Annotated in this window: 20 protein-coding genes; 13 read left to right on the top strand and 7 right to left on the bottom strand. The window is 43.6% G+C overall.

All coding sequences use genetic code 11. The annotated features are described in order from the left end of the window. Positions 1-49: 49 nt before the first annotated feature. Complete coding sequence (locus tag PN499_RS12790; RefSeq protein WP_272032314.1) at positions 50-2,437, bottom strand: ATP-binding protein; 2,388 nt, start codon at positions 2,435-2,437, stop codon at positions 50-52. A gap of 823 nt (positions 2,438-3,260) precedes the next feature. On the opposite strand from PN499_RS12790, the gene PN499_RS12785 reads away from it, so the two are divergent. From PN499_RS12785 to PN499_RS12775, 3 genes are all read left to right on the top strand, one after another. Then, entirely contained in the window at positions 3,261-3,986 is a 726-nt protein-coding gene (locus PN499_RS12785; RefSeq protein ID WP_007355562.1) for a response regulator, read from the top strand. A gap of 618 nt (positions 3,987-4,604) precedes the next feature. Then, entirely contained in the window at positions 4,605-6,257 is a 1,653-nt protein-coding gene (locus tag PN499_RS12780; RefSeq protein WP_272032313.1) for an alpha-amylase family glycosyl hydrolase, read from the top strand. A 251-nt stretch (positions 6,258-6,508) separates the two neighbouring features. After that, positions 6,509-7,321, top strand: coding sequence for a ZIP family metal transporter (locus PN499_RS12775; RefSeq protein ID WP_272032312.1), 813 nt, complete (start codon positions 6,509-6,511; stop codon positions 7,319-7,321). 40 nt (positions 7,322-7,361) lie between these two features. Here PN499_RS12775 and PN499_RS12770 read toward each other — a convergent pair whose 3' ends face one another. After that, positions 7,362-9,272 (bottom strand): acetate--CoA ligase family protein, encoded by a 1,911-nt coding sequence (locus tag PN499_RS12770; RefSeq protein ID WP_272032311.1) that lies wholly within the window; start codon positions 9,270-9,272, stop codon positions 7,362-7,364. 224 nt (positions 9,273-9,496) lie between these two features. On the opposite strand from PN499_RS12770, the gene PN499_RS12765 reads away from it, so the two are divergent. Next, positions 9,497-9,694, top strand: a complete 198-nt coding sequence (locus PN499_RS12765) for a hypothetical protein (RefSeq protein WP_272032310.1) — start codon at positions 9,497-9,499, stop codon at positions 9,692-9,694. Positions 9,695-9,958: 264 nt separating this feature from the next. Next, positions 9,959-10,822: a cyanophycinase gene (locus PN499_RS12760; protein WP_272032308.1), complete on the top strand. Its 864-nt coding sequence runs from the start codon at positions 9,959-9,961 to the stop codon at positions 10,820-10,822. Between the two features lie 114 nt (positions 10,823-10,936). Here PN499_RS12760 and PN499_RS12755 read toward each other — a convergent pair whose 3' ends face one another. Then, positions 10,937-11,188, bottom strand: coding sequence for a hypothetical protein (locus PN499_RS12755; RefSeq protein ID WP_272032307.1), 252 nt, complete (start codon positions 11,186-11,188; stop codon positions 10,937-10,939). A gap of 667 nt (positions 11,189-11,855) precedes the next feature. Between PN499_RS12755 and PN499_RS12750 the strand changes: the two genes are divergently transcribed. Both PN499_RS12750 and PN499_RS12745 read left to right on the top strand, forming a co-directional pair. Further along, positions 11,856-12,245, top strand: coding sequence for a BON domain-containing protein (locus PN499_RS12750; protein ID WP_272032306.1), 390 nt, complete (start codon positions 11,856-11,858; stop codon positions 12,243-12,245). A gap of 302 nt (positions 12,246-12,547) precedes the next feature. After that, positions 12,548-12,979, top strand: a complete 432-nt coding sequence (locus PN499_RS12745; protein WP_272032305.1) for a Na-translocating system protein MpsC family protein — start codon at positions 12,548-12,550, stop codon at positions 12,977-12,979. On the opposite strand, the gene PN499_RS12740 is transcribed toward PN499_RS12745, so the two are convergent. Next, complete coding sequence (locus tag PN499_RS12740; protein ID WP_272032303.1) at positions 12,957-13,388, bottom strand: response regulator; 432 nt, start codon at positions 13,386-13,388, stop codon at positions 12,957-12,959. The genes PN499_RS12745 and PN499_RS12740 overlap by 23 nt on opposite strands. A 510-nt stretch (positions 13,389-13,898) precedes the next feature. Here PN499_RS12740 and PN499_RS12735 point away from each other — a divergent pair. From PN499_RS12735 to coaBC, 5 genes are all read left to right on the top strand, one after another. Further along, positions 13,899-14,702 (top strand): DUF2267 domain-containing protein, encoded by an 804-nt coding sequence (locus PN499_RS12735; RefSeq protein ID WP_272032302.1) that lies wholly within the window; start codon positions 13,899-13,901, stop codon positions 14,700-14,702. Positions 14,703-14,956: 254 nt separating this feature from the next. Further along, positions 14,957-17,608 (top strand): bifunctional diguanylate cyclase/phosphodiesterase, encoded by a 2,652-nt coding sequence (locus PN499_RS12730; protein WP_272032301.1) that lies wholly within the window; start codon positions 14,957-14,959, stop codon positions 17,606-17,608. A gap of 174 nt (positions 17,609-17,782) precedes the next feature. Further along, on the top strand, positions 17,783-18,406 hold the full coding sequence (locus PN499_RS12725; RefSeq protein WP_272032300.1) for an alpha/beta hydrolase: 624 nt from the start codon (positions 17,783-17,785) through the stop codon (positions 18,404-18,406). A gap of 83 nt (positions 18,407-18,489) precedes the next feature. Further along, the gene (isiD, locus tag PN499_RS12720) at positions 18,490-18,702 is read left to right on the top strand and encodes a protein IsiD (protein WP_007353728.1); all 213 of its coding nucleotides are present in this window, start codon (positions 18,490-18,492) and stop codon (positions 18,700-18,702) included. Positions 18,703-19,145: 443 nt separating this feature from the next. Next, positions 19,146-20,348, top strand: coding sequence for a bifunctional phosphopantothenoylcysteine decarboxylase/phosphopantothenate--cysteine ligase CoaBC (gene coaBC, locus PN499_RS12715; RefSeq protein ID WP_272032299.1), 1,203 nt, complete (start codon positions 19,146-19,148; stop codon positions 20,346-20,348). Positions 20,349-20,428: 80 nt separating this feature from the next. On the opposite strand, the gene PN499_RS12710 is transcribed toward coaBC, so the two are convergent. Both PN499_RS12710 and PN499_RS12705 read right to left on the bottom strand, forming a co-directional pair. Next, positions 20,429-20,866, bottom strand: coding sequence for a helix-turn-helix domain-containing transcriptional regulator (locus PN499_RS12710; RefSeq protein ID WP_272032298.1), 438 nt, complete (start codon positions 20,864-20,866; stop codon positions 20,429-20,431). Next, positions 20,835-21,182, bottom strand: coding sequence for a type II toxin-antitoxin system RelE/ParE family toxin (locus PN499_RS12705; protein ID WP_272032297.1), 348 nt, complete (start codon positions 21,180-21,182; stop codon positions 20,835-20,837). Before PN499_RS12705 ends, PN499_RS12710 begins: the two co-directional genes overlap by 32 nt. Positions 21,183-21,328: 146 nt before the next feature. Here PN499_RS12705 and PN499_RS12700 point away from each other — a divergent pair, with 146 nt between their 5' ends. Next, positions 21,329-21,802, top strand: coding sequence for a hypothetical protein (locus PN499_RS12700; protein WP_272032296.1), 474 nt, complete (start codon positions 21,329-21,331; stop codon positions 21,800-21,802). 131 nt (positions 21,803-21,933) lie between these two features. Here the strand turns inward: PN499_RS12700 and PN499_RS12695 are convergent, their stop codons facing one another. After that, entirely contained in the window at positions 21,934-22,989 is a 1,056-nt protein-coding gene (locus tag PN499_RS12695) for an aromatic ring-hydroxylating dioxygenase subunit alpha (RefSeq protein WP_272032295.1), read from the bottom strand. Positions 22,990-23,018: the final 29 nt, after the last annotated feature.

Raw genomic sequence — 23,018 nt, 5'->3', positions numbered from 1 at the left:
CTTCCTCTTTCCCTAGCCCCTAGCCCCTAGCCCCTAATAAAAGCGGTTCCTATACTTGGCGCGGTAATTCCAAGCGAAAGGAAGAGCCTTTTCCTACTTCACTTTCTACGTTTATTTTGCCCTTCATCAACTGAACTAAAGAGGCAGTAATAGCTAGCCCTAAACCAGTACCGGGATATTTGCGTTTGGTCGTCTGGTCTACTTGTCGGAACTTTTCAAAGATGTGCGGAATTTCAGTTTCAGCAATACCAATTCCCGTATCCCGAATCTCAATTAACAGTTTGTCAGCACTTAATTCCGAGACATGGATATAAATGCTTCCTCTCTCTGTAAATTTAACAGCATTAGAGAGTAAATTGACCAAAACTTGCCGCAGACGGGACTTGTCATTAACAATACAAGGATTATCTAAATATATATAGACAGACATGGATAAAATTTTTTCATTGGCGATGATGCCAAAGTCCAAAGCCGTGCATAATACTAAGTTGGTTAAATCAAATTCCTCAATTTCTAATTCCGTGCGACCGGCCTCAATTCTTGAGAGATCGAGGATGTTATTAATCAGCATCAGCAGATTTTTGCCATTCTTAAGAATGCGCTGTACCATGTCTATTTGCTGAGGATTAATTGCCGATTGTCGCTGGCGCAGCAATAGCTCGGAAAATCCGATAATTGCATTCATAGGAGTACGCAATTCATGAGAAACTGTACTCAAGAAGTGTGATTTTAGCCGCGCGGCTTCCAACAGTTGTAAATTTTGCAATTCAATATGTTGCCGCTGGCTTTCGAGTTCTTGGTTCTGGCGGAGTAACATTTGATTTTGAGACTCTAAAAGCTCTTCTCGTTTTTCTAACGCCTTGATGAGTTGAGCATTGTTAATAGCGATCGCGGCTTGTTTTCCCACAGCCATAAGTAGCTGTTGAGCTTCTGGGTTAAAGGCGTTAGTATTGTCCCAATTACCGATCGCAATTGTGCCTAACCGTCCCGCTGATGCTGACTCGATCGCTACGGCGTAGATGACAGCAGGAAACTCTTCGTGCAAGTCTTCAACCGTTAAATCCCGCCGCATCAATTCCGAGTGTCCCGTAACAAATACTCGCACCAGTAACCGCTCCCAGATCGTATCGAGGGGTTCACCTATAGGCAGATTTTCTATACCCCTCCCCGCCGCCGCAGTTAAATTTAATTGATTGTCGTTGGGATCGCTGAGTACAATCAGGCAAAACTGGGCTCCTGCGATCGCAGATACTACTGCATCTACCATCACTTGCAAGAGACTACGCAAATCCCTTACCCGCTGATTAAGTAGGTTCGTCAACCGCTGAAGCGTCCGTAATTGCTGCTGGTGTTCGTCTAAAATTGACAGAGCTTGGCGTAAATCTTCTCCCCTTTTCTGAGCTTCCCGATAAAGCAGCGCTTTTTCTAGGGCGATCGCAGCGCGGCGGGCCAAGTCTTCGGCTAAAGTCAGAGTAGCATTAGTATATAAATGACCTGACTGATTGCGAACAAATAGTATCGAGCCAAAAGTGCGGCTTCCTAAGCGAATCGGTAAGCAGAGATAAGAGCGGAAACAAAGCGATCGCAGTAACCTTAAATGGTGAGCATCATAGGCAACTCTTGCTAGCTGAGCATCCGCAATCTCGAAACAGGCATCGGCAACACCTGTCCGTAGTGGTTGTAGATAATGGTAGACCCCATCAGATCCCACTGGATAATGCCGCTGTAACTCCCAGACTAAAGATTCTTTCGCCATCTCTGCATGAGCGACTGCGATCGTCCGACAGTCTCCTTCAGAATTAGTGATGTTAATCGCACACCAATCAGCGAAATAAGGCACGATTAACCTAGCCAAATTTTCTAGCGTTGTGTTCACATCCAGAGAAGCGCTCAAAATCGCACTCGCCTGAGCGAGGAAATAGACCCCTTCCTCTGGGAGTTTGGGTGGAGTTTCTGTTATCTCCGGGGAACCTTGAGTTGCTTTGAAATGGTCAATGTCGGTGTAAGTTCCTACCCATTCCCTAACTTCACCGTTGTCTGCTGTAACGGGACTTGCTTTCGCCATCACCCAACCGTAAGCACCACACTCTTGTAGTAAGCGAAATTCTATTTCATAGCTGGTTTTGTGAGTGAGAGCTTGCTGCATAGAGATGATAGTGCGATCGCGATCTTCTGGGTGGATAAAACTCAGAAAACCAAAACCCAAAGCCTCTGCTTGCGCCACACCTGTATATTCCTCCCACTGCGGGTTAAAATAAGTGGCAGCACCGTCAGAGTTGGCTCTCCAAATTATCTGCGGAAGAGCGTTAAGCAAGCACTGGGATGGAGCCTCGCAGTTTAAACAGTCATGCGGGAGATTTTCTAGAGGCGATCGCGCCGATCGCATCTCCTCCCCCGATTGGCTGCGGGAAAAACGATCTTGGCTGAAGTTATTCATAACTATAAAACAGAGGCAGAAGGGAGTTTTAATTTTTGAGTTTTAAGTTTTTAAGTTTCTTCGCTTCTCACAACTATAAATCGTGTGAGAGGCTAGGTTAACGCAGTTTTGAAAGTTCGTAGGATGGGATAGTAGCAGCTCAACCCTTTCCAAAAAATACATCCGTTAGAAGCCAGCAGTAGCGAGGATTTAGTTAGATTAAAACAGCCAAATACTAAGTAAAAAGGTTGATGTCACTAGCTTTTCAGTCATCAGTATTTTACGTTTAATTCTGTCCTTCTACTTAACTACTGTTGATAATAAATTCAAATCCGATAGTTGTCAGCATAACTCAATACCAAAAGTGTTTTATTGCGAAGTTATTTCAAACTTAAGAACAGTGCAGACAGGTAAAAACCTTTGCTGGAGTTTTCTCCTGAACTGAAGTCATGGAATTTTCAGATGCTTTGTTATAAAAGAAATTTATCAAAACTAACAGGTCTTAGCCTCTATCGAAGGAGTGACAAGGCGAGAATTGGCTAAATGTAGGGGTTGGACAATAGATTCTAACCTGTTTTTATGGTGCGGTGAGGGGGGGTGGGGCTTTAAAGAATGGAAGGTACAACTCCTAAAACTGTTAAAATCTAGCTGAGACTGCTCAGTGGCAGAAAGCGATCGCACAGGTAGAGAGATAGACAATTAAGTTGGCAATAACGCCCGTTAGTGGGTATATTTAGAAGGATACCTGAGCTTGCCGAACTGTAAATCAGGGCAGATTCTCGTATGAACTCGGCTTCATTAAGTCCGTTGCCGATATTATAAAACTTCAGTTTGCTATTGAAACATGACTAAAATTCGCGTTGCCTTGGTGGAAGACCACGATTTGACTAGAGTTGGTATTCGGACAGCTTTACAACAGCGTGACGGGATAGAAGTGGTAGGCGATGCCGCTAATGCGACTGAAGGTCTAAAATTGCTTCAGTCCAGTAAACCTGACGTTGCGATCGTGGACATTGGTTTACCTGATTTTGATGGAATTGAACTGACGCAAAAGTTCAAAAAGTCAATAGCTACAGGGTCAGATCCCGATACGAAAGTATTAATCTTGACTTTTCAAGATAATGAAGAGGAAGTGCTGGCTGCTTTTGCCGCAGGTGCGGATTCTTACTGCATGAAAGATATTAGTTTTGACCAGTTGCTAGATGTGGTAAAAGTTACCCACGAAGGCAACTCTTGGATAGATCCAGCTATTGCGAGGATTGTACTCAAACAGGCTCGTACAGAGGCTCAGAACCCCGTAGAAGAGCAAAAAGTAGAACACAAAAAAGTAACGATTAATGCTGCCGAACCTGAGTTTAGTCACATCATCGAAACTTACCCCTTAACGGAGCGTGAATTAGAAGTTTTGGAGCTAATTGTACAGGGGTATAGCAACGCTGCGATCGCAGAAAAACTATACATTACTGTTGGTACAGTTAAGACTCACGTTCGTAATATTTTGAACAAGCTGTGTGCAGACGATCGCACGCAAGCTGCTGTTCTTGCCTTGAGATCGGGATTAGTGGGATAAAGCAGGGAAATTATGAGTTTTGAGTTTTGAGTTTTGAATTTTGAGTTAAAGATTTTTTTAATTCCAAACGCCAAATTTTTGACTCATAATATCCTATTTATCTCGAAGCTAGCACCACAATAGTCGTAGCCGTAAATAGTCGGAGAGTGGGCGCTGCCATCAAGTATATTAATCGCAACTTAGCAGTTTGCATTTAGGCAGCGCTCACTCTAAAGTAATCGTTTAAGTAAATATTCCTTTATTTTTAAATAAATATTCCTTTAGATAGATGACAAGATCGGTAACTATCAGATAGAGCTTCAGCAAAAGGCATACTTAGAAGTAAAATACTCAATGACTCAAAGCTGGCTACTTAAATTTTTACCCTTATTTACCCTTAGCTTTCTGGCGCTCTAAATAACTAAATCCTGACGACTCTTGACTTCTGACAGATAATATTCTTTTGAGATGGGTAAGTAGCGATCGCTCCACCATCATAATTAACCCTTAGTGCGCTGCAAATCTTGAGGAATAGATAGCTGTATTGAAATACTATACTCAAGAAAGATGCCTGAGTTCGCTTGAGCTTGCCACAATGCAAGATATCAACTTCAAAATATCTTAAATCAAAGGGTGATTATGGCTAGTCCAATTGAATTCAAGCTGTTTGCTCCCTACAACAAAGGAGCTGCCTTGATCGGGACTTTTTCTAATTGGGAAGAAATCCCCATGGAAAAAGGAGAGGATGGTTATTTCCGTACTCAAGTCGAATTGGAAGATGGTAGCTATCAATATAAATTTAAAATTCAGTCAAAAAGTTGGTTTGTAGAACCAGATCAATGGATAGAAATAGTCGATCCCTACACTACGGACATTGATAACTCCACCCAAAATGGGATTGTCCGCATCAAAGATGGCGATCGCATAGTCGATACCTACGTCTGGAAACACGATGATACACCCCTGCCAGCCGATCGCGAATTAGTCATCTACGAACTTCACGTCGCCGACTTTTCCGGTGGCGAAGACGATCCCTACGCACGCGGCAAATACAAGCACGTCGTCGAAAAATTAGATTATCTGTGCGATCTCGGCATCAACGCGATCGAACTAATGCCAGTCAAAGAATATCCCGGCGACTACAGTTGGGGTTACAACCCCCGCTACTTGTTCGCCACAGAATCTAGCTATGGCACTACAGAAGGCTTAAAAAACCTGATCGACGAGTGTCATGGTCGCGGCATCCGTGTAATCATGGACGGTATTTACAACCACTCAGAATCATCTAGTCCTCTGACTCAGATCGATCACGATTATTGGTATCACCACTCTCCCCGCGATCCTGATAACAACTGGGGGCCAGAATTCAACTACGATCTCTACGATGAAAATCTCGACATCAAACCTGCGTGGAGTTTCATTGGAGACGTAGTGCGTTTCTGGGTGCAAGAATATCACCTCGACGGCATTCGCTACGATGCTGCACGGCAAATTGCCAACTACGATTTCATGCACTGGATAGCTAAGGAAGCGAAACAAGCTGCGGGCCCGAAACCCTTTTATAACATTGCCGAATTCATTCCCGACGATCCTAGCATCACGAATGTAGACGGCCCGATGGATGGCTGCTGGCACGATAGTTTCTATCACTGCATTATTGAATATCTCTGCGGTGAACCCGTCGATCTAGAAAATCTCAAAGATATCATTGACTGCAAGCGACAAGGATATATGGGTACTACGAATGTGGTCAATTATCTGACCAATCACGACCATAATCATGTCATGGCAGAACTAGGCGATCGCGGCATCTTAGATGAAGCAGCATTTAAGCGCGCGAAGTTGGGAACCGCGATCGTAATGACAGCCGTTGGTGTGCCGCTGCTGTGGATGGGTGAAGAATTTGGCGAGTACAAGTACAAGACTATTGAACAAGCTAAAATCGATTGGACGCTGTTAGGAAATGACTCGAATAGCGGTCTGTTTCAATATTACAAAGGCTTGATTCACCTCCGTAGAGAAAACCACGCGCTCTACACGGAAAACATCGAATTTTTCCATGAAGATCCGGAATTAAAAGTTCTAGCTTATACTCGCTGGAATGATGAAGGGTCTCGCGTTGTAGTTGTAGTCAATTTCTCCGATAACTATTTGGGTGGTTATAGCGTTCCTAATTTCCCAGCTAATGGGAATTGGCACGAGTGGACTGGCAATTACGATGTAGAATCTGGCGATGATAATATTATTCTCGATCTGGCAGAATACGAAGCAAAAGTTCTTGTGTGGCAGTGATTTAGTTTGATATTTGAGGACGATTAAAATCGTCTCTACATCAACTAAAACTGCTAAGCTGGAGTGAAAGGAAGAGAGTAAAACCGCATTTTTTACCAGTTTGAAAGCGATAAAAATCTCATCTATACAAACTAAAACTGCCGGAGTTTACCCTCCAAGGCAGTGAAGGGCGGATTTCAGATCGGGAGATTAAAACCGCATTTTGTATGAGTCCGCCTGCGCTAATTTTGTTTGTGTAGACGAGATTTCTTTTGTTAGCTTGTACTGAAAGTGTTATCAGCTTTGATATTTGGGGGCTGCCGATGTTTCCGGTGTGGTTGCAAGCAGGATTTTGGGGAATGGTTGGCGGTTCCGCTTTGCTTTTGGGAGCAGCAATTGGCTACTTTGCGAACATTCCCCAACGGGCGATCGCGACAATTATGGCTTTTGGCGCAGGGGTGCTGATTTCAGCTTTGTCCTTTGAACTGATGGACGAAGCTTTTAAAAGTGGCGGATTCGACTCGACTGCGATCGGGTTTTTAGGCGGGGCGATCGTTTACACGGCGGCAAATTGGTATTTGTCTCGCCAAGGCGCAAAACACCGGAAGCGATCGGGTACTCTGCATCCAGCTAAAACAGATAAAGGTGATGGCGGGTTAGCGATCGCCCTCGGCGCACTCTTAGATGGAATACCGGAGTCGATCGTAGTTGGTATCAGCATGATTTCTGGAGGCGCTGTCAGTTGGGTGACAGTAGCGGCAATTTTCCTCTCTAATATTCCCGAAGGACTTTCCAGCGCCGCCGGTATGAAGAAAGCAGGGCGATCGCTCAATTACGTTTTTGGAGTCTGGGGCGCGATCGCAATTATTTCCGGCTTAGCAGCATTGTTAGGATATGCAGTTTTCAGCCACTTTTCTGTGGAAGTAATCGCCGCCACTACTGCCATAGCAGCAGGCGGTATTTTAGCAATGATCTCAGACACTATGATTCCCGAAGCTTTCGAGGAAACCCACGATTTTGCTGGTCTAATTACTGTCTGTGGGTTTCTGGCTGCTTTTATGCTCAGCAAGTTAGGTGAAAGGTGACAGTTAACTGTTAACTGTTAACTGTTAACTATTAAGAATTTCACAAAATAGTCCCAATTTCCTTCAAATAAACCCGCGTAAAGGGTTCACCATCACCAAGGGTATATTGTTCCATCAAACCTTTGCGGCGGATAGAAATATTCGCACCTTCCCTAACAACTAAAGTCGAGTCCTCAAGTAGATCTCGTGCCAACACCCGCTCGATTTCTGTAGGATTATTCAGCACTACCATATTACTGCCTTGGTAAAACATTCCCTGCTCTTCCAAGATACTTTCGGGATATTCAGCAATCAACAAATCCAGCTTGGGATTGCGAAGTAAACTTTGCACATTAAGGTTATAGTCCTTATTCAAAAACTTCTCGGAGCGGTTGACGAAAACAGCATCGCGGCAAACAGCACCAATACTCCATTCAGGATATTCCAAGAGAATACGATCGATAGTTTCTTGCAATTCTTGAACTGAAACTCGGTTAAAAGTAATGATTGGTATTCGTGCGGAATTCCCTGATTCAAAGAAAGTTTCTAGAATGTGAGAAGGCACATCAACGCTGTCGCCCAGGGCGGGATTAAGGTGCATGAAAATGCCGGGAGCCGCATTAATTTCTAAGATGCCAAGATTCCCTTCTTTCCAAGATTGACCGAGATTTGGGGAAATCACATCAATGCCCAAACAAGTCAATCGAAAGTGTCGGGCAATATCTTGAGCGAGAATGATATTATCTGGGTGAAGAGTGGGGGTAGCATCGATGCTGACACCACCTGCGGAGAGATTAGCAACTTTGCGGAGATAGACTGTGCGATCGCTCTCAATTACGCTATCCAGAGATAATCCCTGTTCCTGCAAATACATCTCCATCGCCTCATCGCACTGAATCTTACTTAGCGGCGAAGTCGGAGTGTCTAAACGTGCCAGCGTTCTGTTTTCTCGACGAATTAGATCGCGAATAGGCGATCGCCCATCTCCCACAACCCAAGCGGGACGGCGTTCAGTCGCAGCCACAAATCTGCCATTAACACACAATAACCGGAAGTCAGCACCCTTAAAGCTTTGCTCAACAATAACTCGCACAGGTTCTTGTTCTGGAATCGCCTTAACTGCTCTCTTAAAAGCCGCTGCTAATTCCTCAGCATCTTGGATATCAGCCGTTACCCCAATTCCTTTATGACCGACTACAGGTTTAACTGCAACTGGATAGCCAATCTCTCTGGCAGCCGCGATCGCTCCGTTTTCAGTAGTAACAATATCGCCTTTAGGTACGGGAAAACCTAACGTTGCCAAAAATGCTTTACAGTCATCTTTACGAGTAGTAAAATCTGAATCTAAATGGCTATCAGAGTCAAAAGTAGTCGCTTGTCCGCGCACTAATTTTTTGCCATAACCGTACTGCATTAACCCTTCATCCCACAGATAAAAACTGGGAATGCCTTTCTGGGTCGCTTCCCGCATTAGAGAATAGACAGTGGGCCCGCCATAAACTGACTGCCGGAACATACTTTGGAGTACGCTAATTTGTTCTTCTATGGGAAATTCTTGACCTTGGTTAATCGCTTCAAACCAATCCCAAGCCGCGTAAACTACAGCCCTCGCCGTGCGTGCGTGGATAGCTTCGATGCTAATCCGATGATAAGGCCCATAATGCTTGACATTTGAGGAATTGAAGTGTAGCCCCATGTCCAGTTTCCCGACTTCTGAAGCAGTGCGGGCAAATAAGTGGGCGTGAGATTCGTAAGTTTCGCCTAGTAGCTGCGGGTAGCGATCGCCTATTGCTTCCAGATAGTGAGCGATCGGTAAAGGTTCCCTAGAGTCAGTCACAGCGAAATCAAATACTAGAGCCGCTGTTTCTAAATATGGGTTCGGGCCCATAAAGTGCTTGAAGTTAAAAATATCAAACACATCGCTTTTCCGGGCATTGACGCGGACTGTATCTGCGACTTTTTCTTGCAGCATTGAATACCTACTTTGAACTAAAACTTTATTATTACTTTATAGCCAGTGTATTTCCAACTATCTAAAGACATAGCTAATAAGAGGGACTGATGATTTTTAGCTTTTTAAGTTATGAATAAAAAAGGTTCGGTTCTTAATGTCAGTAAACTATAACTTGCGAGTGATGGCAGAGTGAGTTAAGTTGTAGGTCAATAAAAGATAGAATTAAATCAGGAAGCAGGATTATGAACATGACAAAAACTGCTATCAGAGATCGAGTTCATGAACTGGCTGAAGAAGCCTTTCACAAGAAACTGATTTCTGGCTATGGCGACGGGCAAGATTCCAACGAATACCAAATCGTCTGGAACGGCAAACCCCGACACCTGTCGTTAGAAGAAGCACACTCTTTATTAACCACCTTGATTCAACAAACACAGTAATTCAAGATTGCCCTAAAAAATAAACCGATAACAAACGCAGATATAATCTCCAATTATCTGCGTTTAGCTAATTGGATAAGGTTGCTATATATATTGCATTTTCCTCCTGCCTCCTGCCTCCTGCCTCCTACCTAATCTAGTTTAGCAAAAAAGTGACCATAGGGCATTAAGCTAGAAAATTCTGTATCAATCTCTACCTTTTGATAGTTTTAGAGCTAAAAATGGTCGTGTTTTATTAGAATATAGGCGAACAAAGGAGATCCTATGACCTTAAGTGAAAATGGCGGGCAATTGTTGATTATTGGTGGAGCCGAAGACAAAGAGGGTGATTGTAAAATCCTCCGCGAGTTCGTGCGGCGGGCAGGAGGTATTAAAGCTCGACTTGTAATTATGACAGCGGCAACGAGCTTGCCTGGAGAAGTAGGAGATAATTATATCAGAATATTTGAGCGGCTGGGAGCAGAAGACGTGCGAGTTGTTGATACTCAACAGCGAGAAGATGCCAATAACCCCGATGCTTTAGAAGCAATTGAACAGGCGACTGGCGTATTTTTTACTGGCGGAGATCAGGCGCGGATTACTAGCTGTTTGAAGGGTACGGAATTGGATAAAGCTATTCATAAACGCTACTCAGAAGGTATCATCGTAGGTGGCACTAGCGCCGGAGCTGCGATGATGCCTGATATCATGATTATTGAAGGAGAATCGGAGACAAATCCTCGCGTTGACGTAGTAGCAATGGGGCCGGGAATGGGTTTTCTGCCAGGGGTAGTAATCGACCAGCATTTTGCACAGCGTGGTCGCTTGGGACGCTTAGTTTCAGCACTGGCACAACAACCCGCAGTCTTAGGATTTGGTATTGATGAAAATACTGCGATCGCAGTCAGCGGCGATGAGTTTGAAGTGATAGGTGAAGGCGCTATTACTGTGATCGACGAATCCGAAAAAACCCATGATAATTTAGATGGACTTTTAAAAGATGAAGCCTTGGCAGTTTGCGGTGCAAGGCTTCATATTTTGCCTAACGGATATCGCTTTAATTTGAAAACTCGCGAGCCTATTTTTACTCAGCAAATCCAACAAATCCAACAAAGCGAAAAAGCGAGGGAGGTAGCGCCAGCACGGTAATATCTTAGTGAAAATACAGTGAAGGGCAAGATGCAGATGCTATTTTAGTTGAATTATCTTGCCCTTCACGCCGAATCAAACTTAAGAAAACTTAAATGTTTTAGCAACCAGAACTCAAGCAATTTTTTGATCGTCATCGTAGAATTGCTGTACCTCGCTAGTGGCTATTAAGTTCCAGCCTTGAAGTCTTAATTTCTGAAATGTTGCCCATCCTTTAGAGCCTCCGGGTTCGCGGTAATCCGACACAGCGAATTGCCCAAAAGCTGTATAGGGTCGCCAGGGTTGATTCGGTGCTGTCCGCAAGTGTAAAATTTTTTCCTGGTTTTCACTTCCCATGCGGGACAACCAGCACATTTGCTTTAACATGATCGAACTCCTCAGTCTCGTAAGGGTCAATTTGTAGCTCTCCCAAATTTTACTTTGTGACTCCCTTCATGCCTCTCGTAGTACATAATAAGAAAGAAGGATAAGATCGACCTTTACCAATTACTGCTTATCGATGGAGTGGCAGTCAGTAAAGCTAATTTGGGTGGAGTAAGGTTTCCTAGTTGTTGGCTAGAAAACAAGTGCAGCGCAGGAAGAAGCAAGAACTATAAAGGCTGCACCAAGGCTCAAAGTATAAATAAGAGGAATCCACTGGATGGATTTATCCATTTTTTCTCCTCTGGTGTACAATTACATCCTCATCTTCTCCTTTTCCGGAGCGGGTAACATCTTTCTAAGGTATAACCTGTACTTGCAAAAAATTTGTTTCTTAAGTTACAAATCGCTCGCTTCAGCTAAAAATATTTTATTTTTGCCTCTACATACAGTGCTGTAAAAAGTCTGGGAAAACAAGTGTAGGACTGATGCGGAGCTCCCTCCAACTCTCTTAAAAAACGAGGCAAAAAAATTTTCCAGTTCTTCTTTTTGCGGGTGATAGAGGGGATAACTGTTGACAGCTTTGTTAATTTCTCTCCAGAGGCAGATGAGATAGCACTTCTGCCAACCTTAAATTGTATTTACACGAACATTATTTAGAGGATAATCAGCGATGGGTTGGCTGCAAAGACTATTTGGTTTAGAAAAACCTCACCAAGAGGAAGCCCCCGCTCCTCAATCTGCTCCTCAATCTGCTCCTCAATCTGCTCCTGCTCAAGCCCCGGCAACTAAATCTGCGACAACAACGCAAACTATTCCAGCAGAGCGAGTGGGGTTAAATGGAGAATACGATCAAAGTGGCTTGGCTAAGCGTGTTGCTCTTGCTTTCGATCAAAATCCTGAAGTAGCAGATATCGAGACTGTATATGTAGCTCAACTGGGTGGCACCGTGGTGTTAAAAGGAAAAGTTTCCAGTCAGGAAGTTCTCAACAAATTGGTAAATATTGCTAGAGGTGTGAACGGTGCCAGTGGCGTGGAGACGAATCAAGTCACTATCGGCTAAAATAGTTGTTTGGCTATGGATGAGCTATGGGAAAGTTCCGGTTTAGGGAACTTTCCCTCAGTAAAAGCTATCATTTATCGATCTAGTTTAGGCTGGAGATTGGAGAGGGGATATTGAATTTGCCTCTCTTATCCAAAATCTGAATTCTACTAAGGCTTGAATCCGAAAAGTTGGGACAAATAAGCCCAACTGCTACTCAGGAGAGGCTGTTAAAATTGGCCATTCTGAATCTCATCAATTTGCTGTAGACTTAGTTATTAGATGAGTCACTTCATAGAGCTATTTGAAGCTATAGCAAATTTATGACTGGGGAAACTTTAGAGCCTACTCGCGGTCAATTAGAACGGAATCTTTCGCAGCGCATACTTGCTCTGTACCGCTCTCAGTTGGGGCATCAGCCCACTCAAGTGAGCTGCACTCTTGTAGATGAAAAGCTAATAATAGTCTTGGAAAATGCCCTTACTCCACCCGAACAACTTTTAGTCCAAAACGGTCAAGAAGGTTTGGCTCAGCAGGTACGCTCCGAGCTTGATGTGCTGATTCAGTCGCAACTTAAGGAACTGATCGAGAAAGTTCTAGAGGTACCTGTTACCGATCTCCTCAACGATTCGACTTTAGAGACAGGGAGGACGGGAACGATCGCAATTTTGGAGTTTGTCCCCAAATTTCGCGATGTTGTTACCAAGTCCAAGGCTAAATCAGAAATGCCCTCTAGTGGAGGTGGCGGCGGATAGTTATTTCTAAATTATCCAGGTTAAAAGGTTTGCAAATGTAGTCAGTAAAACCAGCTAAGAGAATGCGCTTGCGGTCTTCGGGTCTTGCCAATGATGTAACGGCAATAATGGGAATATTGACGAGTTTTGGGTCTTGCTTAATTTGGGACATTAATTCAATTCCGTCCATATCTGGCAGGCGGATGTCTAGTAAAATTAAATCGGGTAGGCGATCGCGGATAATGGCGAGTGTTGTTTTCCCATCCAGAGTTCCCAAACACGAACAACCAAACAAATCGAGAATTTGGCTCATCAATTCTAAGTTATCTAGATCGTCATCTACGGCCAAAACTAAAGGTCGGGGGTCAAATTTATTTTGACCTAGATTCAAGGTACATTCCCAATCTGCACTCAGAGTAGAGTAAATCATAAACTTGCAAGGTTCTGTCGTAGAAAACTTTTAAACGAGGCATTCCCCAAGTGGCGAAGCGGCACTTGAGACCGACTGGCTCGTGTTTATGATTGGTAAGTTGGCAGCCTTGACTGGATTTAAAGTCAACAGTATCCATCTGAGAGCCAAGCTACTAGCGAAATTATATTTTCAGTGGTTTTGCAGCAAATATAAAGAAATTATAAAGTGAAAAGTCGTTAAGTGGTGTATTCGGATATACCACACTAGCGAAGTTGAGTTGAGGCTGCTTTCAACGATGTGCCAATATTGCATAGCTCTCACTAAAGGCTCATCTATCTAGAGTAGTATTTGCTCTGGTAGGGGTATTTCTCAATTTACTTCTACTGAGAGATACCAGGATTTAGGCTTTAGATTTCAATAAAATATAGGCTGTTATCCCTAAAAAAATAGCGGAGGAAGTGAAGGTAAAAATCTACGATTTAAAATCCACAACTGCATAAGTTTTCATTAAATAATTAGGAGATTTTTATGACAATAGCGATCAGAGAGGATCTGACTTATATCCTGCTGAAAAAGATTGAGGAAGGAAATGGCAGTAGGGGCGAGTCAGAAATTAAGCAAGCGGCAGAAGAGTATGTGGGCAAAGAAGTTACAGAAGCAGACTTGCTCGGTCACTTGGATTACCTCAATCAACATGGATTTATTGAGGCGGAATTTACAGGAGACGCTTACGGTGGCATAGATCCTCTGCCGCCCTTAGTAGCTTTTCAAGAGGCAGATTTGACTGAAAAAGGTCATCAACTGCTAAATAAGATAGAGCAGAGCCCTCGAAAGTCTCTGCACCAACAAGGCTCAGTGGTTCCTATTGCTCATAAGGATCGCCCTTTCCTAGAAAAAGTGATGGTGAATGGTCACTTGGACGATATTTTTGATGCCAAAGATATTACCGAATTGGTGTATCGCACTATGCGGGACTTGATGACAACAGATGCCGCCGATCGCGTAGCTGCTGAACTACATAAAGAGACGTTGCCTACAGAGGACAAACGCCTGCAAGATGAAATTGTCGATTTGTGGAAAGATACTAATCCTTTAATAGGATTGCTCAGTCGAGTGCGTCCACCTTGGCATGGGCCGGCTCCCTTTGTGATCGATTCCGATCTTTTTGCTTTCCGCGTCGAACAAGAGGGCGGACTTCCTTCGGGAGTGAAGCCAGAAATCGCTATTAAGGCTGTATTTTCTGCCACTAAAGATGAGCTGTCTCAGGAGCGAATTAACGAAATAGCTGGCTTTTTACCGGAGAGAATCCGAAAAATTTGGGAGGAAGCTTAAGGGAGGAAACTGAAAGTAGGACTTAGGAGACATCTCTTATCTATTCTCTCCAGAACATTAAGTCGTCTTCCTAGCAAAGGTTGGCGACTTTTGTTTGAGATTTAATAAAAATTTTAAATTTTGTGCAAGTTTTTTAATATTTACCCCCTAAAAATAATACTATCGAAGAAAGGGCAAAGTGTATTTAAGATCACACTTAAGCTCCGCGATAGTGATTCGTAAATGGCTGTTTTCAGCCCAGGAGATGGAAGGGGATGGCTAATAAGAAACTTAGACAAATGTCAAGCTCAGCAATGGAGCGCGAGAGTTTGCTTAACCGAATTACTACCCGTATTCGCCGTTCCCTAGAACTGCAAGAGATTCTGACAACAACAGCACGAGAGATCCGTGCTTTTTTGGACACCGATCGCGTTAAAATCTATCGGTTTGAAGCCGATGCTAGCGGAGAGGTAATTGCGGAATCAATTAAGGGTAAAAATTTGCCCTCTTTGCTGGGCCTTCATTTTCCGGCGAACGATATTCCCCTTCAGGCCCGGGAAATGTTTATCAAAGCCCGTCAGCGAGTGATTGTAGACGTAGCGTCGCAGCATCAGACGATTAACAGGTTAGATTGCCCAGAAACAGGGGAAAGTTTAACGATCGAGGACATTTACTATGGCGCAGCAGACCCCTGCCACGTTGAATATCTGACTACGATGGGAGTCTGTGCTTCCCTGACTGTACCAATTTTACATCAAAATCGGCTTTGGGGACTGTTAGTAGCTCACCACAGCCAACCTCGCCAATTCAGCGAGCGAGAGTTGAAAATAGTACAGTTGCTTGTCGATCAACTCTCAATTGCGATCGCCCAATCTTCTCTGCTCAGCCAAGCTAGACAGCAAGCTCGCGACGAAGCGATCGTTAACCAAATTAGTAGCCTTCTCCACTCCCCGCTCGATATTACAGAAATTCGGCAAACGGTTCTCGAACAAACAGTTAAAGCCTTGTCAGGTTCCGGGGGGAGATTATATATTACACCCGATCCAACTGGTCAACCTGCCCAACTTTATATCTACGGTTCGCAGCCCAAGGAAGGATGGATTGAAGAAAGTATTTTTTGGCAGCAAATGATGGGGGTTTTCAACCAAGACGAAGGGGAGGCGACTTCCCAGAAAAATACCCAAGAAGAGAATTTCTTTCAACCTTTAATAGCAGGAGGAGAGAGAGGAATAGACTTAACTATTTACACTTCTATTATACCACAAATTTACACAATTCCTGATATTTATAAAGAACCTCAATTAGAGTCTTTAATTTCAAGTTTCCACTCAGTTCCTATTCGCTCAATTCTGATCGTACCACTGCAATACCGCCACCAGTACGTGGGCTGCTTAACTATTTTTCGCAGTGAAATAGAAACCGATACTTTATGGGCGGGGCGCTGGAATCGAGACGAACGCAACCACCGCCCCCGGATTTCCTTTCAAGCATGGCGAGAAGTCAGAACTGGACAGGCACAAAACTGGACGAATGAGGAATTAAAACTGACAAAATCGCTGGGAATTCACCTCTATATGGCGGTGATGCAAAGACGGGTAGAAGGGATGGTACGGCATCAAGCTTCTCACGATCAACTAACTGGTTTAGCCAACAGATTACTGTTTAATGAAAGGCTATCTCTAGCTTTAGCGAATGCCAATCAGCGCGGGGAAATGCTAGCAGTAGTATTTCTCGACTTGGACGGATTCAAACACATTAATGATACTCTTGGTCATGCCGTTGGCGACCAATTATTACAATGTGTTGCCCACCGTTTAATTACCTCTTTGCGGACAGGAGATATTATTGCAAGATGGGGTGGGGATGAATTCACCTTTCTACTTTCTCATATTAAATCGGCGGAGGATACTACTAAGATTTGTCAGTTAATTCTACACAGTCTCAATACTCCTTTTCAACTGGAAGATCGAGAACTTTATATTAAAGCTAGTTTGGGAATCGCTCTGGCTCCTTATGACGGAGAAGATGCGGATACGCTGCTGAAAAATGCTGATGCTGCGATGTATAGAGCTAAACAGCAAGGGAGGAATAATTATCAGTTATATAGCCCCGCTATTGGGAGTAAAGCTTTTGAGAGACTGGTATTAGAAAATAATTTATACAGAGCTTTAGAACACAAAGAATTTCTGCTATATTATCAGCCGCAAATTGACTTAAATACTGGTATGATGATGGGTGTGGAAGCCCTACTCCGCTGGCACCATCCCGAACGGGGATTGATTCCTCCTAATGAATTTATCCCTTTAGCAGAAGAAACTGGATTAATTTGTCCCATTGGGGAATGGGTAATGCGGACTGCTTGTGCTCAAAATAAAGCGTGGCAGTTAGCTGGATTACCACCAATTCGGATGGCAGTTAATCTTTCGGCTCGCCAATTTCAGCAAACAAGTCTGGTAAAAACTATTCCGCAAATTTTAGAAGAAAGCGGGCTTAAACCTGAATATTTAGAAATAGAAATTACTGAGAGTATTGCTGTGCGTGATGTCGAGTTTACTATTGCTGTTCTCCGTCAGTTGCGCCAGATGGGTATTCATATTTCTATGGATGATTTTGGTACGGGTTACTCTTCGCTATCTTCTCTGAAACATTTGCCGTTAGACAATTTAAAAATAGATCAGTCGTTTATAAAGGAGCTGATGAGCGATCGGAACGATGCTGCTATTATTAAAGTAGTGTTAGCTTTGGGTCATGGCCTGAAATTGAGAGTAATTGCTGAGGGAGTGGAAACGTGGGATCAGTTGCAATTTTTGCGAGGAATTAAGTGTGACGGTGCCCAGGGATATTTCTTTAGCAGACCTTTGCCCGCTCAGGCGATAATACAAATGTGGAGAATGGGATATGGGGAATGGGGAATTGGGAATTGGTAATGGGTAATTGGTAATGGGTAATTGGTAATGGGTAATTGGTAATAATTAGTTAAAACAAAAATCTTTTAGGGTGGGCAGTGCTACGTTTAACCACTAAACTTAGATAGAGAGATAGTGGTGGGTAATGCCTACCCTACTAATCAACAATTAGCAATTAGCAAGTAGCAATTACCAATGTCTTTACAATCTATTAGTGTGCCACCAAAAACTACTCAAACACCTGTGGGCGTGATTGTTGCACTGCACGGATGGGGTGCAAATTATCATGATTTGGCATCCTTAGTTCCAGTGCTAAATTTGCCTGATTACCATTTTGAGTTCCCAGATGCACCTTTTCCTCATCCTCAAGTGCTGGGGGGAAAAATGTGGTATGACTTGCAAACTAAGGAGTATCAAGGTTTGGCCCAAAGTCGGCAAATGCTAAGCGATTGGCTGGTGTCTCTGGAAAGTAAGACGGGGATACCTTTGTCTAGGACTATTTTGGGCGGTTTTTCCCAAGGCGGCGCGATGACTCTGGATGTGGGGTTAAGTTTGCCTTTGGCAGGTTTAATTTGTCTGAGTGGATATTTGCACTCTGTTCCTCAACCTGCTAGCAAGGTTTTACCGCCCACTTTGATTGTACATGGCAGGCAAGATACGGTTGTGCCTTTGAGTGCGGCGGTGCGATCGCGAGACGATTTGACTGCTTTGGGTGGCCGGGTGCAGTATCGTGAATTTGATATGGGGCATGAGATTCGGCCGGAAGTGATAGATTTAATGCGAAGTTTTGTTGTGGAAACTATGCCAAAAACGAGTTAAAGGTTTAGGATGTAATATGGATCTTTAAACAAGACTCCAAAACTAATGGTTAAGGCAGGTGCCGCTTAAGGAAGGTGCAAACGATGAAGACTTTGATCAAAGCATCCCGTGATATTGCTGCACTGACTTCGGAGGATGTGGCAAAGTTGGCCACTCGTTTGGAGGAAGATGATTACACCGATCCTTTTGAGGGATTAAATGATTGGCATTTGCTTCGGGCTATAGCCTTTCAGCGTCCAGAGTTAGCCGAACCCTATTTCCACCTGCTGGATATGGAAGCTTACGATGAAGCTTAACTTTTAGAGGCGAAGTATTCCGGTGGTAAATCTCTGTTTTTAACCAATCAAGACTTAGCCACGCGGGGTCAAAAACCCGGTTTCTGTATCAATCTCTCGAATCACGCCACGATTTTTCAAAGAAACCGGTTTTTTTTGTCTTAGTCCTATTACCCACGCGGGGTCAAAAACCTGGTTTCTGTATTAATCTCTCGAATCATGCCACGATTTTTCAAAGAAACTGGGTTTTTTTGGTCTTAATTCCTATTACCCACGCGGGGTCAAAAACCCGGTTTCTATATTAATCTCTCGAATCATGCCACGATTTTTCAAAGAAACCGGGTTTTTTTGGTCTTAATTCCTATTACCCACGCGGGGTCAAAAACCCGGTTTCTGTATCAATCTCTCGAATCATGCCACGATTTTTCAAAGAAACCGGGTTTTTTTGGTCTTAGTCCTATTTTATGAATGGCAGAAGAATTTTAATTGGGATTAGCGGCGGTATTGCGGCTTATAAAGTCTGCGAAGTGGTTTCAACTTTGGCTAAGTCGGGTGCCCAGGTGAGGGTAATTCTCACTGATTCGGCCCAAGAGTTTATTACGCCTTTGAGTGTGGCTACTTTGTCTCGCCATTCTGCTTATACGGATCGCGATTTTTGGCAACCCACACACTCGCGCCCGCTACATATTGAGTTAGGAGAATGGGCAGAAATTTTCGTTATTGCGCCTCTGACGGCTAATACTTTGGCGAAGTTGGCGGGGGGTTTTGCGGATAATTTGCTGACTAATGCTGTGCTGGCTTCTCGCTGTCCAATTCTGTTGGCCCCGGCGATGAATACGGATATGTGGGAACAGTTGGCGGTGCAGCGGAATTGGCAGCAAGTATTGACAGATGAGCGATTTTGTGGTATGGAGCCGGGAGCTGGGATTTTGGCTTGCGATCGCGTCGGTGCTGGTCGGATGGCAGAACCAAGTGAGATTTTAGCGCACATTGAATCGCTGCTGCATACTGGGGGCAAGCAAGATTTAAGGGGTAAGCGGGTGTTAATCAGTGCGGGGGGAACGCGCGAACATCTCGATCCTGTGAGGTTTATCGGCAATCCTTCTAGCGGTAAAATGGGTATGGCTTTGGCTGTGGCTGCTCGGCATCGAGGGGCAGATGTGACTTTGGTACATAGTATAGATGAGGGGTTATTGCCGAGGGGAATTTTGAGAGCGATCGCAGTGGTAAGTGCTTTGGAAATGCGCGAGGCGATGCTGTCTTGTTTCCCGGAGGCCGATGTAACGGTGATGGCGGCGGCGGTGGCGGATGTGCGGCCGAGGGAGTATTTTAGTGAGAAGTTGCCTAAGCGATCGCTTCCTAGTTCTTTGCCTTTGGAACCCGTACCGGATATTGTAGCTGAGTTAGGGGGTTTGAAGCAGCCCCATCAAAAGCTGGTCGGATTTGCAGCACAAACTGGAGATATTGTCAAGCCTGCGTTGGAGAAGTTGGGAAGGAAGAAGTTAGATGCGATCGCGGCCAATCCTATTGATAAAATAGGTGCGGGTTTTAATAGCGATACTAATCAGGCAATTTTGATTAATTCTCAGGGGAAACAGGTAGAAATTCCACCTTGCAGCAAGTTAGAAATGGCTCACCATTTATTTGATTTTGTATTAGCAGAATAGAGTTTCCATTCAATTAGTTTCCCCTGAAAGTGGGGAGTGGATGGTTCTTCATAGATATAGTAAAAGTAGAAGAAATCGAATTAGCTAGCTACTTCCTCTTGGGAGGCTTCGGTAGCCTTGAATCCACCATCGGCGGCGGCGTTATTTTTGGCTCCTGTATTGATGGTCTCGGTTTTAGGCGATTCCTCAGTTATAAATTTATCTTCCTTAAGAGTAACCGCAAGCCTAAATCCTAAAGCATCCAAAAATTCTACAAAACTGTAAATTTCCGAACAGCCACTATCTGTCAGCAACTTATCAAGATTCTGATGTTTCAGTTTGGCTGAATCAGAAAGCCTATTCATTTTTGCATAAGCTTCAACAACATCTTGAATCACCATCGGGAGCAATTTAGGTTCATCGCCGCCTTCTTCCAAAGTCACCTCAATATAACCCGCAGCCTCCTCCGGGTTTTGGAGAGTTTCAATCAGAAACTCTTGATAGCTTCTACTCATCGGTATTTTGACATCTTTGTTCATAGTCACTCCAGTATCCAATAGCTTTTTTAATGTCTCGCTCCTGAGTGCTTTTGTCCCCACCTACTAACAGAAGTATAATTGTTAATCCAACTTGTCCAAAGTAGACCCGATAACCAGGCCCATAATCTATTTTCAATTCAAAGACTCCTTCTCCAACCGAGCCGCAATCTCCCAGATTACCAGCAATGACTCGCTTGAGTCTCAACTGAATTCTGTTTCTGGCTCTAGTATCTCGGAGCGAGTCATACCAATTCTCAAAAGGACTTGTTCCATCGGCTCTCAGGTAGTTCTCAATCTGTCTTGGTTCCACTTCCATAATTTTACCGCACTCGCTCGCTAATTTCTATAGTAGAGGCAATCCCCACCTATTCCTAAAACAAATCATACTTAAGACGGAGACATTTTAGTGATGATCGAGTAAATCTTAGTAGAGAAAAGTAAGATTCAAAAAAAGTATTGCCAATGAATGCAAAATTAATCGGGAAAGCAAATCTACTACTTAGCAGCCTAATAGTTAGCCTGGGAATGTACACCTTCCCAGCATCAGCACAGCAAGTCTCAAATGCCCAAGTTTCCGCACTCGTGGAAGCACTGCGACAAGCCGCACCGCCTAACTCTCCTAATGATGGAATGTACAGCCAATGGCAAATTTTACCAGGCAATATTCCCCGCTGGTCAAAATTATGTATTAAACAAGAATTAACACCCCAACAATTTGAGGCGGACACTACAAAAGCGCGGTCAGTTGTTACCTGTATAGTGGGCGATACTCTGCGCGATGAATACAAAGCTAGCGGTAACAATGAATTATCAGCAGTACGTCGTTCAGCTTGTTGGTGGATGACTGGAAAATCGACAGCTTGTAGCAGCGGTGACACCGCTACCTATGTCCAAAAAGTTGTCAATTTTTATCAGCAACAGCGGACAAAGAAGTGAAATCAGCGCTAAGATAAAACAAGTGAAGCGAGCGGAAAAAATGCTCGGTAACGTCGCCCTCTGGGAGGTTCTTTACCGCCCAGAGTGCGGCGTTACGCCAAACCTAAAAAATAATAAATTTTGTATTTTAATTACCCATTTTCAACTTGACTCCTCATCAACCGCTGTACGCTCACCAAAGCCCGATTTAATTCATAACCTTTACGTTCAGAATTCTGCAAATAAGCCTGCTGTTCTTCCTCAATCATCTGCACATCTTGACGCACCAAACCATCTAATAACTTTTGAGCCGCACCAAACAAACTATCCTTCACAAATCGACGGAATCTCATAGGTAATTTATGCAAACGCCAAAAGGCATTTAATGATGTAAAATGAATCAAATAAGCCTTAGTAGCAGTAGCGCTAATTGGGCAAACTAAACAGTAAATCTTAAAGTCTTTGCCTAAAGTTGAAACCCAGTGCGGATAAACATAACTTACATCGAGCGGTTCTGGATGGAGGCGACGCAAAGCCGGGAAAAACAACTGAGAAATCGACCAAATTTTGTCAATTTTATAATAGCTCTGAGCTTGATAGTGAGCATCTACTCTATTAGCATCTTCATCCAAATCTTGCAACACCGGATCTGCCCAAGCTTGCCAGTCTTGATGCAAATGTCCGTGATACATATCCATCAAATTTTCAATTAAAAACGAATAGTGGGCCTGACAGTTAATAACTGAAACTGTGGCAATATAGTTGATATGTTCCCACTCTGGCAAACCTAACAGAGAAACTTGTTCTGCTTTAGTTTCATCCCCTGGAAATAACCAGATAAAACCGTCTTGTTCTTTAACTGGAAAAGAGCGAATTTTGCAGCTAGGCAACTTTTGATTATCTGCTAAATAATCCACTTCTGTACATTCACCGCTAGCATTAAAACGCCATCCATGATAGGCACATTCTAGCAAATCCCCTTTAACTTGACCGTGACTCAGTTTAACTTGCCGATGAGGACATCTATCATCTAAAGCGTTAATTTTACCAGTATTATCTCGATAAATAACTATTGGCTGATTCCAGATAGTAACGGCTAAAGGTTGAGTTTTTACTTCATTAATGCTAGCAACTACATACCAGCGATCGTAATTAATACCTAACTGGCGGAGATGGCATTGTTGAGTAGTTAAAGTTGTAGATTGCATGGTTAGTTGTTAGTTGTTAGTTGTTGATT

It is taken from the genome of Kamptonema animale CS-326 (assembly GCF_028330895.1).
GTDB classification, from domain to species: Bacteria; Cyanobacteriota; Cyanobacteriia; order Cyanobacteriales; family Microcoleaceae; genus Kamptonema; species Kamptonema formosum.
This window is presented reverse-complemented; position numbering and strand designations above follow the sequence as displayed.

What these genes read in the sequence shown, in the direction of transcription:
- isiD (WP_007353728.1), top strand. Translation starts at nt 18,490, where the DNA reads ATGAAGACTTTGATCAAAGCATCCCGTGATATTGCTGCACTGACTTCG.
- PN499_RS12755 (WP_272032307.1), bottom strand. Translation starts at nt 11,188, where the DNA reads ATGTTAAAGCAAATGTGCTGGTTGTCCCGCATGGGAAGTGAAAACCAG.
- PN499_RS12730 (WP_272032301.1), top strand. Translation starts at nt 14,957, where the DNA reads ATGGCTAATAAGAAACTTAGACAAATGTCAAGCTCAGCAATGGAGCGC.
- PN499_RS12705 (WP_272032297.1), bottom strand. Translation starts at nt 21,182, where the DNA reads ATGGAAGTGGAACCAAGACAGATTGAGAACTACCTGAGAGCCGATGGA.
- PN499_RS12760 (WP_272032308.1), top strand. Translation starts at nt 9,959, where the DNA reads ATGACCTTAAGTGAAAATGGCGGGCAATTGTTGATTATTGGTGGAGCC.
- PN499_RS12735 (WP_272032302.1), top strand. Translation starts at nt 13,899, where the DNA reads ATGACAATAGCGATCAGAGAGGATCTGACTTATATCCTGCTGAAAAAG.
- PN499_RS12695 (WP_272032295.1), bottom strand. Translation starts at nt 22,989, where the DNA reads ATGCAATCTACAACTTTAACTACTCAACAATGCCATCTCCGCCAGTTA.
- PN499_RS12710 (WP_272032298.1), bottom strand. Translation starts at nt 20,866, where the DNA reads ATGAACAAAGATGTCAAAATACCGATGAGTAGAAGCTATCAAGAGTTT.
- PN499_RS12750 (WP_272032306.1), top strand. Translation starts at nt 11,856, where the DNA reads ATGGGTTGGCTGCAAAGACTATTTGGTTTAGAAAAACCTCACCAAGAG.
- PN499_RS12765 (WP_272032310.1), top strand. Translation starts at nt 9,497, where the DNA reads ATGAACATGACAAAAACTGCTATCAGAGATCGAGTTCATGAACTGGCT.
- PN499_RS12785 (WP_007355562.1), top strand. Translation starts at nt 3,261, where the DNA reads ATGACTAAAATTCGCGTTGCCTTGGTGGAAGACCACGATTTGACTAGA.
- PN499_RS12700 (WP_272032296.1), top strand. Translation starts at nt 21,329, where the DNA reads ATGAATGCAAAATTAATCGGGAAAGCAAATCTACTACTTAGCAGCCTA.
- PN499_RS12725 (WP_272032300.1), top strand. Translation starts at nt 17,783, where the DNA reads ATGTCTTTACAATCTATTAGTGTGCCACCAAAAACTACTCAAACACCT.
- coaBC (WP_272032299.1), top strand. Translation starts at nt 19,146, where the DNA reads ATGAATGGCAGAAGAATTTTAATTGGGATTAGCGGCGGTATTGCGGCT.
- PN499_RS12770 (WP_272032311.1), bottom strand. Translation starts at nt 9,272, where the DNA reads ATGCTGCAAGAAAAAGTCGCAGATACAGTCCGCGTCAATGCCCGGAAA.
- PN499_RS12745 (WP_272032305.1), top strand. Translation starts at nt 12,548, where the DNA reads ATGACTGGGGAAACTTTAGAGCCTACTCGCGGTCAATTAGAACGGAAT.
- PN499_RS12740 (WP_272032303.1), bottom strand. Translation starts at nt 13,388, where the DNA reads ATGATTTACTCTACTCTGAGTGCAGATTGGGAATGTACCTTGAATCTA.
- PN499_RS12790 (WP_272032314.1), bottom strand. Translation starts at nt 2,437, where the DNA reads ATGAATAACTTCAGCCAAGATCGTTTTTCCCGCAGCCAATCGGGGGAG.
- PN499_RS12780 (WP_272032313.1), top strand. Translation starts at nt 4,605, where the DNA reads ATGGCTAGTCCAATTGAATTCAAGCTGTTTGCTCCCTACAACAAAGGA.